The organism is Roseovarius sp. MMSF_3350 (assembly GCF_030733425.1).
GTDB lineage: Bacteria > Pseudomonadota > Alphaproteobacteria > Rhodobacterales > Rhodobacteraceae > Roseovarius.
Map to the genome: position 1 here is coordinate 1 of NZ_JASHIZ010000019.1, position 13,239 is coordinate 13,239.

12 protein-coding genes and 1 pseudogene are annotated in these 13,239 nt (G+C 55.4%); 6 read left to right on the top strand and 7 right to left on the bottom strand.

Annotation, left to right across the window (positions count from 1 at the left end; all coding sequences use genetic code 11):
- Nucleotides 1–58: 58 nt before the first annotated feature.
- The 5 genes and pseudogenes from RBB31_RS16215 to RBB31_RS16235 all read left to right on the top strand — a co-directional run.
- On the top strand, nucleotides 59–658 hold the full coding sequence (locus tag RBB31_RS16215; protein ID WP_306130386.1) for an SMC-Scp complex subunit ScpB: 600 nt from the start codon (nucleotides 59–61) through the stop codon (nucleotides 656–658).
- Between the two features lie 207 nt (nucleotides 659–865).
- Complete coding sequence (locus tag RBB31_RS16220; RefSeq protein WP_306130347.1) at nucleotides 866–1,981, top strand: Fic family protein; 1,116 nt, start codon at nucleotides 866–868, stop codon at nucleotides 1,979–1,981.
- A gap of 450 nt (nucleotides 1,982–2,431) precedes the next feature.
- Complete coding sequence (locus RBB31_RS16225; protein ID WP_306130348.1) at nucleotides 2,432–2,884, top strand: (2Fe-2S)-binding protein; 453 nt, start codon at nucleotides 2,432–2,434, stop codon at nucleotides 2,882–2,884.
- 3 nt (nucleotides 2,885–2,887) lie between these two features.
- Nucleotides 2,888–5,185 carry a xanthine dehydrogenase family protein molybdopterin-binding subunit gene (locus RBB31_RS16230; RefSeq protein WP_306130349.1) on the top strand — a complete coding sequence of 766 codons (2,298 nt, stop codon included), beginning with the start codon at nucleotides 2,888–2,890 and terminating at the stop codon, nucleotides 5,183–5,185.
- Nucleotides 5,186–5,230: 45 nt separating this feature from the next.
- Nucleotides 5,231–5,509, top strand: a pseudogene (locus RBB31_RS16235) (ISKra4 family transposase); the annotation flags it as partial.
- Between the two features lie 169 nt (nucleotides 5,510–5,678).
- Here RBB31_RS16235 and RBB31_RS16240 read toward each other — a convergent pair.
- Nucleotides 5,679–6,014: a YegP family protein gene (locus tag RBB31_RS16240; RefSeq protein WP_306130350.1), complete on the bottom strand. Its 336-nt coding sequence runs from the start codon at nucleotides 6,012–6,014 to the stop codon at nucleotides 5,679–5,681.
- 290 nt (nucleotides 6,015–6,304) lie between these two features.
- On the opposite strand from RBB31_RS16240, the gene RBB31_RS16245 reads away from it, so the two are divergent.
- Entirely contained in the window at nucleotides 6,305–7,015 is a 711-nt protein-coding gene (locus RBB31_RS16245) for an IS6 family transposase (RefSeq protein WP_306130351.1), read from the top strand.
- Between the two features lie 443 nt (nucleotides 7,016–7,458).
- On the opposite strand, the gene RBB31_RS16250 is transcribed toward RBB31_RS16245, so the two are convergent.
- Genes RBB31_RS16250 through RBB31_RS16275 form a run of 6 tightly spaced genes read right to left on the bottom strand, consistent with a single transcriptional unit; the run spans nucleotide 7,459 to nucleotide 13,235 of the window.
- Entirely contained in the window at nucleotides 7,459–8,994 is a 1,536-nt protein-coding gene (locus RBB31_RS16250) for an AMP-binding protein (protein WP_306130352.1), read from the bottom strand.
- Nucleotides 8,995–9,044: 50 nt separating this feature from the next.
- Nucleotides 9,045–9,935 (bottom strand): amidohydrolase family protein, encoded by an 891-nt coding sequence (locus RBB31_RS16255; protein ID WP_306130353.1) that lies wholly within the window; start codon nucleotides 9,933–9,935, stop codon nucleotides 9,045–9,047.
- 6 nt (nucleotides 9,936–9,941) lie between these two features.
- On the bottom strand, nucleotides 9,942–11,102 hold the full coding sequence (locus tag RBB31_RS16260; protein ID WP_306130354.1) for an iron-containing alcohol dehydrogenase: 1,161 nt from the start codon (nucleotides 11,100–11,102) through the stop codon (nucleotides 9,942–9,944).
- A 54-nt stretch (nucleotides 11,103–11,156) separates the two neighbouring features.
- A complete protein-coding gene (locus RBB31_RS16265) occupies nucleotides 11,157–11,933 on the bottom strand; it encodes an enoyl-CoA hydratase-related protein (RefSeq protein ID WP_306130355.1) in 777 nt (258 codons plus the stop codon).
- Nucleotides 11,926–12,381 carry a thioesterase family protein gene (locus RBB31_RS16270; protein ID WP_306130356.1) on the bottom strand — a complete coding sequence of 152 codons (456 nt, stop codon included), beginning with the start codon at nucleotides 12,379–12,381 and terminating at the stop codon, nucleotides 11,926–11,928. The genes RBB31_RS16265 and RBB31_RS16270 overlap by 8 nt, the downstream gene beginning before the upstream one ends.
- The gene (locus tag RBB31_RS16275) at nucleotides 12,378–13,235 is read right to left on the bottom strand and encodes an alpha/beta fold hydrolase (RefSeq protein WP_306130357.1); all 858 of its coding nucleotides are present in this window, start codon (nucleotides 13,233–13,235) and stop codon (nucleotides 12,378–12,380) included. Before RBB31_RS16275 ends, RBB31_RS16270 begins: the two co-directional genes overlap by 4 nt.
- Nucleotides 13,236–13,239 lie beyond the last annotated feature (4 nt).

The following is a 13,239-nucleotide window of genomic DNA, read 5'->3' on the forward strand; positions in this document are numbered from 1 at the left end:
TGGGCGTGGCGCGGGAACTGACCGGGCGGTCGACCTTCCGTCTCTACGGGATCACGTCATGAGTGTTGCGACCAGGAAACAGAAGTCAGCGGATGATGGCCACGCCCACTTCGACCGGGAGCTTGACGACCTTCCCCCGAAGTTGCGTTGGCGCGAATGGATGGGTCGGATCGAGGCAGTGCTCTTCGCCAGCGCGAAGCCGGTTGGTCGCGACGACCTGGCCCGCGTGGTGGGGCAGGGGGCGTCGGTCGAGATGCTGATCGACGACATCCAAGCCGAGTTGACCGGCCGTCCCTACGAACTGACTCAAGTTGCTGGCGGCTGGATGTTCCAAACGAAGACCCAGTTCGCGGATGCGATCAAGGCTGCGGCCGACCTTGGCGAGCATTCGCTGGCCTTCACCGAGATGGAAATGGGCGTGCTCTGCGCCGTCGCCTATCACCAGCCGATCGACCGGGCGGGGCTGGCAGACATCTTTGGCAAGGAGGTCAGCCGCGATCTGTTGGCCCGGCTACGCTACAAGGACCTGATTGCATCTGGGCCGCGGTCACCGCGCCCGGGTGCGCCGCATACTTTCGTAACGACAGAGACGTTCCTCGTGACCTTCGATCTGCAGAGCTTACGGGACCTTCCGGAGCTGGACCTGTCAGACACTTGACGTCCGAAATATGCAGGAATCTGGACACGTAGCGCCGCCTGCTTTCAATCGGTCGCGCTCTGACTTTCAATCAGCCGGCGACTTAAGAGGAATTGAGGTCCACGGGTATCAGGTTGCTACACGGCGTTGTCGCCGTGAGGCATAAAATTGAACTCTATAACTCAAAAATAGTCTATATGTGAGTTATAGAAAGGAGTTCTATAGCTCATGGCATGGAACTGGCAGGTACCCGGTTGGCCGAATTTCCGGTACGACGATGCAGAGCTTGCGCCACTCGAGCAGCGGTTCCTGCTGTCGTCAGGCGAAATCCTGGGTGCCGTTCAGCATGTCAATTCGGCAGAGCGTGATCAACTCCGCATCGACCTACTGAGCGATGAGGCCATGAAAACTAGCGCCATCGAAGGCGAGATACTGGACCGGCGCAGCGTGCAGTCCTCGCTGCGCCGACATCTCGGATTGGGACCGGACAATTATCCGAACAAACCTCGGGAACAGGGTGTGGCTGAGATGATGGTCGACGTCTACTCGACCTATGCCGAGCCCCTAACGCACGACACCCTGTTTCGGTGGCACGGGATGCTTTTGTCATTCGATAAACGCTTGGAGACCATCGGGTCGTACCGGCGACACGAGGATGCCATGCAGATCGTCTCGGGTCGTCTTGATCGCCCCGTCGTGCATTTTGAGGCTCCGCCATCTGCGCAGGTTCCGGATGAGATGGACCGGTATATCGACTGGTTCAAACGGACCGGGCCGGGTGCCGAAGAGCCCCTGCCAGCGTTGACGCGCGCCGGTCTCAGTCATCTCTACTTTGAAAGCATCCATCCGTTTGAAGATGGGAATGGTCGTTTGGGTCGGGCCCTGGCCGAAAAGTCCCTGGCTCAGAACATTGGGCAGCCGAGCCTGATCGCGCTGGCCTTCACCATCGAGCGAAAACGCAAGGACTATTACAATCAGCTTGAGCGGCACCAGAAGACGCTAGATGTCACGCCTTGGCTGGTGTGGTTTGCAGAGATCGTTCTGGAAGCGCAGCAGGTCACCCTCGACCGCGTGGGCTTTTTCATTGCCAATGCACATTTCTATGACCGGTATCGCGACGCGTTGAATGAAAGGCAGGCCAAGGTTATCGAGCGCATGTTCCGCGAGGGGCCGGATGGGTTCAAAGGTGGCCTGAGTGCGGAGAACTATATTTCGATCTCCGGAACATCGCGAGCAACCGCGACCAGGGACCTACAGGAACTAGTCGAGATTGGTGCCCTAACGCGTACTGGCGAACGCCGATACACACGGTACTGGCTTAAGCTCAAAGGGCCGGGTGGATAGTGCATTGTCGGCAGGAAGGGGCGGGCAGCGGTCCCTAGCTGCGGGTGGCGCCAAGTTCCGCTGTTCGGGACATTCCAGACCTTCATCAAGACTATTCAAAAATGCAAACGTTCCAGACCGGACATTCATGCCCTCTGTAGCGGAGCTCCGCTCTAAGTTTAAAACGTAAGTTGCTCGAAACCAAAGTTTGCAGATGCAGCAGTGCATCGACCGAGACTGTCGGCTGCAACGTCGCAAAACGGATGTTTCGTCTCTTTTTCGATTGCACGCGGAAGAATGAAGCGAAAATCTGACGAAAAGAGCGTTCGCGTGCCACATCCAAGTGACGGCGCAATTAGAGGCCTGACGTGGTACACTCATCTGCAATAGCGATTCTCCAATAGTTGTTTTCGTCGCGCATCGAAAAGGCGCGGCAGTTGCTCGAATTAAATTTGGGTCTGGGAGGAAATCATGACCAAAATCATGCTTAACGGCTCGGAGACGGAGTTCTCCGAAGATCCTGCAATGCCGCTGCTCTGGGCGATACGCGACATAGCTGGCTTGCCCGGTACGAAATACGGATGTGGTGCAGGTCTTTGCGGGGCTTGTACGGTTCATGTCGACGGTATGGCGCAGAAATCCTGTCAGCTCACGCTGTCCGACGTTGAAGGGCGTGAGGTGACTACGATCGAGGGTCTTGATCCAGATGGCAACCACGCGCTCCAGATCGCCTGGCGTGACCTCAACGTACCGCAATGCGGGTTCTGCCAAACCGGACAGATCATGCAAGCCGCCTCGCTGCTATCCGAAAACCCCAAGCCAACCGACGAGGAAATCCTGACTTCGATGTCCGGCAATGTCTGTCGCTGCGGATGTTACCAGAGGATCGTCGACGCGGTCCGTCTCGCGAGCACAGGGAGCTGAGCCATGTTGAAATTTATTGACCCTCTTGCCGCAACAAGCGAAACGGTCCACTTGACCAAGATCTCCCGTCGGGGCTTCCTCGGAACGACAGGCGCGTTCGCGCTTGCGGCTTATGCTTTCCCAGCCAGTTCCTTTGACACTTATCCGACCGGAGCTACCGGCATGGCGAACGGCATCGTCGAAGACCCTCTGATCTTCGTTTCGATAGACGCCGACGGCATCGTAACGCTGGTGGCGCATCGTTCCGAGATGGGCACCGGCAGCCGGACCTCGATCCCCATGGTGATGGCAGATGAGATGGAGGCCGACTGGTCGCGCGTGAAGATCGTCCAGGCCCCCGGCGACGAGCCGAAATATGGTAACCAGGACACGGACGGGTCACGCTCGATGCGGCACCATATTCAAATGGCGCGCAAGATCGGCGGTTCTGTCAGAACCATGCTGGCGCGTGCCGCTGCGCAGGAATGGGGCGTGGAGCCTGATCAGGTCACGGTCGAGATGCACGAGGTCAAAGGCCCTGGAGGCCAGACAGCTGGTTTCGGAGACCTTGCAGAGGCCGCGATGAGCCAGCCCGTGCCGCCGCACGAAGAGATCGCCTACAAGACGGAGGACCAGTTCCGTTATATCGGCAAGGGCGAGGTTCAGATCACGGACCTTCACGACATCACAACAGGCAAAGCCACCTACGGCGCCGACGTGACACTTGACGGCATGAAATTCGCCGTCATCGCCCGGTCGCCCGTGGTGGGTGGCAAGGCTATCTCCTTTGATGCCACCGAGGCACTCAACATCCCAGGTGTGGAGAGCGTGCAAGAGCTGCCATATGGGGGCCTCGGGCAAAAGTTTGCGCCCCTTGGCGGCATTGCCGTGATTGCGACCAATACATTCGCGGCGATCAAAGGACGTGACGCGCTCGAAATCGAATGGGAGTCCGGAGAGCATGGGAGTTACAACTCCGATTCCTACATGCAGGAGCTGATCGCCACCTCTGAGAAACCAGGCACCAGTGCGCGTACGCAAGGGGACGTCGATGGTGCCCTTGCCTCCGCAGACAAGGTCTTTGCGCGCACGTACACGCAAGCCCACATGGCGCATATCCCGATGGAGCCACCGGCCGCGCTCGCCAATTACACTGACGAGGGGCTGGAAATCTGGGCGCCAGTCCAAAGCCCCTACACCACCAGGACCGACACGGCGAAGGCCTTGGGACTGGACCCGGAAAAGGTCCGGGTCAACGTCACGCTTCTGGGGGGCGGCTTCGGACGGAAATCGAAAGCCGACTTCGTGACCGAAGCTGCGCTTTTGTCCAAGGCCGTGGGCGCGCCTGTCAGGGTGCAGTGGACGCGCGAGGATGACGTACAACACTCGTTCTATCATACGACCTCGGCAGAACGGATCGAGGTGGCACTCGATGCGGACAATAAGGTTACGGGATGGCTGCACAGGTCGGTCGCGCCATCAATACTGTCGACGTTCGCTCCGGACGAAGGCAACGTCCTGCCGCTGGAGCAAGGGATGGGCCTGAATGACTTGCCGTTCGACATCGCGAACATCCGATGCGAAAGCGGCAAGGCACTGGCCCACACAAGAATTGGCTGGTTCCGTGCCGTCTCGAACATACCGCACGCCTGGGCGATCGGCTCATTCGTTGGAGAACTGGCTGCGGAGCTTGGAAAAAACCAGAGAGAGATGTGGCTCGAACTGATCGGTGAGCCCCGTCAGCTTGATCCAGCGGCGGCCGGACTGCCCGATAACTTCTGGAACTACGGCGAGCCTATGACAGAGTTTCCGATAGAGACGGGACGACTCGCCAAAGTGCTGAACGTCGCTGCCGACGGAATCGGCTACGGCAAGGAGCTCCCGGAGGGCGAAGGTATCGGCCTTGCTGTCCACCGGAGCTTCGTGTCCTATGTCGCGGCCGCTGCACGCGTGAAAATCGTGGATGGCAGGATAACGGTGCCTGAAATGCACATGGCGATCGATTGTGGCTTCTGCGCCAATCCGGAGCGGGTTGAAAGCCAGATGCAGGGCGCAGCCGTGATGGGTATGACGGTGGCTTTGCATTCCGGTATCACGTACCGGGATGGCGCAGTGGTGGAATCCAATTTCTACGATTACGATGTGGTACGCTCAGATAACTATCCTTCGGTCACCACCCACATAATGCCTCATCCGTTTTCCGTGCATGCCACCGGCGTCGGAGAGCCAGGTGTGCCGCCTGTACCGCCTGCAGTGGCAAACGCTCTCTTTGAAGCGACCGGGGAAAGGAAACGCGACCTGCCGATCGGGACAACTGTCTGAGTACGGTGATACGGGGCGGGCCTGAAAAGATCCAAAATCGATGCTGAAGTCCGCGAAGCGGCGGCGAGGGTCAAGGCGCGATGTCGAGAACTGTATTCGTACCTGGCCAACAACTTCGATGCGCTCACCGATTATGGTTGGCGGTATCGGAATGGTTTAGCGATTTCATCCTCTCGCGCAGAAGGATGCGTCGATGAAATTGGAAATACTCGGATGGGCAAACGGCAACGCATGAGATGGTCACCCAAAAGCGCGCATCACGTCGCCGTCACAAGAGCCGCTGTCCTCGATGGGCGATTGGCTGTCTCACAAATGACAGCCTGACCCCCAAGTTTTGCCCACTCCCGTCCCGGGTGTTATCCCAGAAACTTTCGGTGGGTCCGAGAGCCCAGGCTAATCCACTGGTCGAGCGCCCGCGCGGCGAACTTTAGGCCGTAATCGACACAGATGCTGTTCGGTAGATTTACAACGGCTAGACGCCGAAGTCCTTACGTCAGCTAGTCTGGTCATCGACCCGCGCACCGGGTGCATTGTATTTCACTGACGCGATTCCATTTTCTCGTGCTGACGCGCTGCCATAGGCCTCGCTGGTTCCTATGACTTGGCCGTTGCTTGCCTTGAGATTGAACATCGGCTTTCCTGCGGAATTGGTTTTACGCTCGTAGCGCTCGTCCAGGGGCGCATTCGATTTCACCGATGCGATGCCATTTTCGGCGCTGGATTTTTGTTCGTAGCCCTCGCTCCCCAAGATGATCTCTCCATTGCCCGCTTTCAGGCGGAAACGGAACTCTCCTGCCTTGTCTTGGAAAAGCTCGAATTTACCAGCCATACAGAAATCTCCTGCGTCAATCTCATCGAGAGCCACAGTTGAAACGCCCTGAGAGCGATTGGCAAGGATAGATTTCTGTGCTCAGCCTCATCTGACCTAACCATTTTGATTGTTCGTGCATAATCGGCTTGGATCCTGAACTCATCGCAAACCCTAGGGGCGCTGCGCTCTCCGAGTGGCGTGGTCTCTGGGTGGCTTACCGGTCAATAACACTGCCCAAGCAATGACGTGACGAGTTAAAAAGGGATTGCCAACTAGTTTGCCGAGCGGGGCTTGGTTAGGCGTCGGGCATGAATATACCATCCACCATGCCGCGCCTGAAAGGCTACCGGTTTCCTCGTGAGGTCATCGCATATGCGGTCTGGGCCTACCATCGCTTTGCGCTCAGCACGGCAGATGCCGAGGATCTTCTTGCCGCTCGGGGTGTGGTGGTCAGCCGCGAAACGATCCGGAAATGGGTAAACCGCTTTGGGGCCCACTTCGCCGGTTGCATCAGGCGCGACAGACCGGATGCAGTCGACAAATGGCACCTGGATGAGGTCGTCATCCCAATCAACGGCAGAAAATACTGGCTCTGGCGAGCAGTTGACGCGAGCGGCGACGTGCTCGACATTCTCGTTCAGGCACAGCGGAACGCCAAGGCTGCAAGGCGTTTTCTGGCAAGGTTGATCAACCGATTCGGTGAAGCCCGTGTTGTGATCACGGATAAGTTGCGGAGCTATTTCAAGCCGATCCGGGACCTTGTACCGCGCGCGGATCATCGCGCACACAAGGGCTTGAACAACATGATTGAAGGATCACATAGGCCAACACGAAAACGCGAGAAGCTAATGGGGCGGTTCAAATCGCCCCAACAGGCACAGAGATTTCTGGCTGCCCATGATCAGATCAACACCGTCTTTCGTCCGCGTCGCTTTCAACTTTCCGCTATCTCATATCGCCACGCCAGGGCGGACGCTTTCGACCTATGGCAAAGCTATACTGCCGAAATGACCGCCTGATAGGCAAAGCTCGCGATCCTCTCAGTCAGGTGGAAACAAGTTGGCAATCCCTGATGAACGCCTTCTGCGCGTCCGTGAACTTTGACGTCTTCATGCGTATCCGCTCCTCTCCCAGCCAGGGATTCGATGCGGAAAACTCTAACCAAGATCGGGGGCATTTCAGGGGATCACATCACAGAGCCGACGCGTTCAATCTGTGGGAAGGTTATGCTGCCGAACTATCGGCCTGATTGCGCGGTCTCACGCTTATTCCAGTCCACGGCAGATAATTTGGCAATGCCCCAATGCCGCCTCAACCCGGTTTCCTCTGACATTGCCCCCGGCTGGTTTTGAAATACTTGAATGGGTCGCGTTTTGTCATCCGGGCAGGCTAGGCCGCAGCCGATTGCTTCTCAACCCGGTTTCCTTTGACAGTGCCCTGACACCGCCTACCTCGCCTACTGTTAAAGAAATACGTCGGCATATTTTTCACGTAGTTGGATTTTCAGAACTTTGCCTAGGGAGTTGCGGGGAAAATCTGAAACAAAAATGATCTTTTTCGGTTGTTTGTATCGTGCTAGGTTCTCGCGTACGACGCGTTCAATTTGGTCAGGGGTCTCTTTTGCTCCTGGCGTCGATTTTACAGCAGCAACAACACCCTCGCCAAAGTCAGGATGTGCAACGCCGAATACAATGGCCTCTTCGACTTCGGCAAGGCTTTCAATCACTATCTCAACCTCTCGTGGATAGACGTTGAAGCCACCGCTTATGATAAGATCCTTGCTCCGTCCAACCAGCCAGAGAAAGCCTCTTTCGTCTTTCCGACCGATGTCGCCTGTATCGAAGTGTCCGTCTTGAGACCATGCCCCAACACCATCCGGCTGATTCAAATAGCCCTTGATAATTGCGGGGCCACGCACCCAGACACGTCCGACAGCGCCGGGTTCAACCTTTTTGCCATCGGCATCAACAATACGCATTTCAACGCTTGGCAAGGGTTTTCCAACCGAGCCAATCTGTGCGCTTCCATCGGCCGGGTTTGATGTCAGGATATTGGTTTCGGTCAGCCCATAGCGTTCAACCACAATAAGTCCGGTGCGTTTTTGTAGCGCATCGAATACCTCTGGTGAAAGCGGCGCGGATCCGGCAGTCATCAGACGCAAGGATGAACAGGAAGCATTGTTAAAGTCTTCATGCGCCAGAAGTCGGGTATAGATCGCGGGCACGGCCATCAGGACCGTGGCGCTTGTAAGATGCTGAATGACCAGAGCGGCATCAAATTTGGGCAAGAATATCAGGCCGGCCCCGTGAATAAGTGGCATGCAGGCCGCAATAAAAAGCCCGTGCGCATGAAATACTGGAAGTACATGCAAAACTCTGTCATGCGGACCGATGCTCCAGCACTCGGCCAGTTCTACCGCGTTGGTCATCAGATTGCGGTGCGACAGAGGTGCGCCTTTAGGTCTGCCTGTGGTGCCGGATGTAAATAGTATTGCCGCTATATCATCCGGGGATGTCTCTCCCCTTTCGAGGGGGGCGGTTGTCTCGGACAAGGTCAGATCATTGGGCCCGCCTGTCATGAACTCGCAATGGCGGATGGATTTGTCAGTCAGTATCTTTTCAGCTGTTTTGCAGTTGTCGATTAACATTGATGGAGACGATTCTGAAATAAGGAACGCGGCTTCGCGCTCAGTGAAGCCGGGGTTAACCGGTACGAATGTGCACCCGATCCGCAGAATGGCAAAAAATAGAAGAATACCCTCGCCAGACTTTTCAAGGCGTACAGCCACACGATTTCCGTGCTGTAGTCCATACCCCTTCAATTGCCGTGCATATTGATCAATCAGCGTATCTGCTTCAGCAAAGCTGATTGTTCGTGGTAGCGCGTCCGGGTCGGCGTGTGGCAGGATTAGTGCGAGCTTATCCGGAAATGCCTGTGCCTGAGATCGAAACGCGTCAGGCAGTGTTTGCGAAGGGTTTTCAATTGAGGTCTTGATCATGTTCCCAATCTCCCGGGGAATACGCAACGTGTTGATATTAATTATGACAACTAACCAAATCCATAGAGCTGCGCAGGGTTGTCTTTTAAGATTTTTGCGTAGGTCAGGTCGTCTTGAACCCAACGCCATAGCAGGTCGAGTAATGCTCCATCATTGGGCATCGGTACAGGGATCTGCGGATGGGGCCAATCCGTACCCCAGAGCATCCTGTCAGGGCAGTTCTCTATAAGAAGCCGCGCGAATGGTGCGGTGTCATGATAGGGCGGTTTTGGCTCCGCTGTTATCCGATATGCGCCGGAAAGTTTGACCCAGACCTTGCCCGTATCAAGGAAACGCAACAACTTTTGAAAGCCGGCATTCCCGGTACCCTTATGTACCGGCACATGCCCCATATGATCGAAAACCAGATCACAGGGCAGGTGCTTTAGGGTTTGCCACAGTGAATCATTATTATGGGATACATCAACCAGAAACTGAATATGCCATCCGATTTCACCGAGGCGCGCCGCATAACGCGGTAGATCCTTGATTCCAGAACCACCCTTAAACAGTAGATTTATCCGTGCTCCACGCGCACCTGAGGAATTCAGTTGCAATAGGTCTCTGTCTGAAATGTTTTCATCTGTAACGACAACAGCGCGAAAATCCGATCCCGCCTTGCTTATCGCCTGCATTGTAACGCGGTTGTCGGTTCCGTAAAAGCTGGGCTGTACGATGACCGCGCGGTGAAGGCCAAGGCGCCCCAACATATGCTGATAGGCTGTGAGTGAGGCCGGTGAAGGCGTATAGCTGCGATTTCCAGCAAACGGAAACTCTTTCCGACGCTCAACAATATGCGCATGGCAATCACAAGCCCCGGGCGGGGGGCGATGAGCCGGGAGCGCCGGTTCTGGATCGAACGGGGCGCATACTTCACTGTTTTCAGCATTAGGATCGCTCATCTTAAATCACCAAGCAGCAGTATAAAGAGCCAGCGCATCGGCCTGCGTTATCTCACGAGGGTTATTCACCAGCAGACGGGTTTGCAGCATCGCGTCACTAGACATCTTTTCCAAAGCCTCTTGGGGAATGTCAGCATCACGTAACCTTTGAGGAAGGCCCAGTTTTTCCGACAACTCCGCAAGTGCGTCAATAAATGCTGCACAGCGCGCCTGACCGCCTTCGATGTCCTTGAGCCGCGGAAAGGCGTCTACGGCAATTTCGCTATAGGCGTTCCAGGCATTGGGGGCGTTGAAGCGCAGGACATGCGGCAGCATCAGCGCATTAGAAAGCCCATGCGGCACATGGAACGTCCCGCCGATTGGATATGCCAGGGCATGAACGGCAGCAACCGGTGAGTTTGCAAATGCCTGACCTGCCAGCATTGAACCAAGCAACATGGCGCTACGCGCCTCGATGTCTTGTGATTCTGCGACGGCTTTCTCGATATTCCCCCCCAGAAGACGGAGTGCTTCGCGCGCCAGCATCTTGCTAATCGGATTGTTGTTGGGATTGGTCGAGGCATAGGCCTCAATCGCATGCACTATCGCGTCGATGCCGGTGGCGGCGGTAATTGCGGCGGGCAGGTCCAACGTGAGTTCTGCGTCTAACAGGGCGATATCCGGTAAGATGACCGGGCTGGACACGCCGCGTTTTTCTTCATTGCCGACCGTGATGATTGATACGGGTGTTACTTCGCTTCCGGTGCCTGCTGTGGTTGGGACAAGCACAAGGGGCAAACGCGGCCCTTTGGCATTTGCGACCCCCCAGACCTCATCCAAGTCTTCGTTTGAACCCAAAATGAGCGCGGCCAGTTTTGCAACATCCTGAGATGATCCGCCACCAAAACCGACAACGCCCGTCACCCCTTTATCGCGTCCGATGTCTATGGTTTTTTCAAGCGTTTCGCGCGAAGGGTCTGCTTCAACCTCATCAAAAATAGTAACTTCGGATGTGGCGGTTTGCAGTGATGCTAGTGCGGGGTCGCATAAACCGAGTTTACGAAGTCCGGGATCGGTGATGAACAATATCGAGCTACCCAAGAGAGAGCCCGCAATCTGGCCAAGTTCCGAGGCGCTGCCCGGTCGCGAAACGATGGACTTCGTCGTGTTGAAGGTGAACGTTGTCATGAAAATTCCTGTCTGAATTGTCAAACTTGCGAATACCCTACTAGCGATGCGGTTTCATTTGCCGGTGAACTGGGGTGATCTTTTCTCAAGGAAAGCTGTCCGGCCTTCCTGGTAATCGTGGCTCATTATGGCACGTGATATCACCTCCTTGGTAATAGCCGTATCAATGTTCTGCTGTCCCTTTGCCATGCTATTCAGCATCAGTTTAGTTCCTGACAGGCTTAGTGGGGCATTGTTGGCAATCTGTGCTGAAAACGCGTGGGCTGTTTCCATTGGATCTGTGCTGATTTCATCAATGAATCCCATCGTGTGACCCGTTTCGGCGGAGAACCGATGCGCCGAGTAGAGAATGCGTTTGGCGTTGGATAGCCCAACCAGCGACATCAGCTTGCGCGTGGCCGAGAGGCCGTAAACGATCGAAAGGCGCGCGGCGGGGATCGCAAAACTGGCATCATGGCGGGCAAATCTGAAATCGCACGCCATTGCAAGATGGCATGCACCGCCAAGGCAAAACCCGTTAATTACCGCGATGGTTGGTTTTCGCAGGTTTTCAATTGCATCTCCGCAGGTGTCTACAACAACTTCGTAATCTTCGGCCTGTTGGACGGTGGCGCGCACCGCGTCGAATTCGGATATATCGGCGCCTGAGCTATAGTTTTCGCCTGCACCGGTCAGGATGATGGTGCGAACAGCCGGATTTTGTTCCAGACCTTGCATCGCTTGTGGTAAACGCTGCCACATCTCAAGGCTTATCGCATTATAGCGTTCGGGTCGATTGAGGGTGACAATACCTGTTGCGCCTTGAATTTCAGTTATAATTTGGTCAGACATCATCATCCCTCGGTTCACTTTTTACCTTGGCCAGATGCATGCGCATTTCCTGCGGTATACTGACCGGCTGGCCTGTCTTGCGGTCGACATAGACATGCACCATTTCCCCTTGTGCCGCGGCGCGGTCGTCTCCTTCACGAAATATCCCCAACGCATAGGTCACGCTGGAATTGCCCAGCCGGTTGGCTTTCAAGCCGACATCGATGGAGTCGGGAAAGGCCAGAGAGCTGAAGTAGTTGCATTGGCTATGTGCAATCAGGCCAATTACTGGACTGTGCTCGATATTCAGCCCCCCGCGGATCAGGAATTCGTTCAGGGCGGTATCGAAAAAAGAATAATAGGTGACATTGTTGATGTGTCGATAGGCATCATTGTCTTTCCAGCGCGTGGTAATACGGCTGAAATGGATGAATTCGCGGCGTTTTTTTGGTGAAGGGCGCGCGCTCATTTGGGTGGTTCGTTCTCAAGAGTGTGATATGCGCGACCGTCGATCTCAGTCAGGAAATCCAGCACGCCACGGTTGAACATATCCGGTTCCTCCAGGTTCAGGGCGTGGGTTGTATATGGCATGATCCATAACCGAGAATCTGGTATGGTTCGCTTCATGAACAGGGCTGGATCGAGGCATGGATCATCATGATCACCGGCCATGATTAGCGTCGGAATCTGCAATGTTTCCATTCTTTCTTGCAGGTCGTAAATTGTCGCCCGGCGCATTTGGTAACCTCGGGAAGTCAGTGCGCTGCCCAAGGCAGAATGTTCGACAAACTGAGCATTTGCTTCGGCAAAGCCGTGCGGATCTTTGAGCTGGAACAATCGACGCGCTTCACCATTTCGATATTCACGGGTTGCGTCATCCATACCCTCGTTGAGCATACGCTCCGCCATTTTGTCAGTGCTGGAAAGAAACTCCTTACGCCGATCTAGATCTGATCCGTGCCCTGCAGAGGCGATAACAAGTGATCGGCACATTTCTGGATGAGCGAGACCGAAATTCAGGGTCGCATACCCCCCCATTGACAAGCCGATAATGTGCGCTGGTACTTTTACGGTTTCTCGGATGATGTTTGCGATATCCTCGACCCACGCTTCCTGATTGTATGCATCCACATTCTCAGGAACATCGGATGGAATATAGCCCCGGGCACTAAAGCTGAAACAACGATAGCGTCGGCCAAAGTAGCGAACCTGAGGTTCCCAGCTGCGATGGTCTCCGGCAAACTCATGCACGAAAACTATCGGAAGCCCCCTGCCGGTCGATTCAACGTAAAGTCGTACACCGTTGGAGTTGATATAGCTCATTACT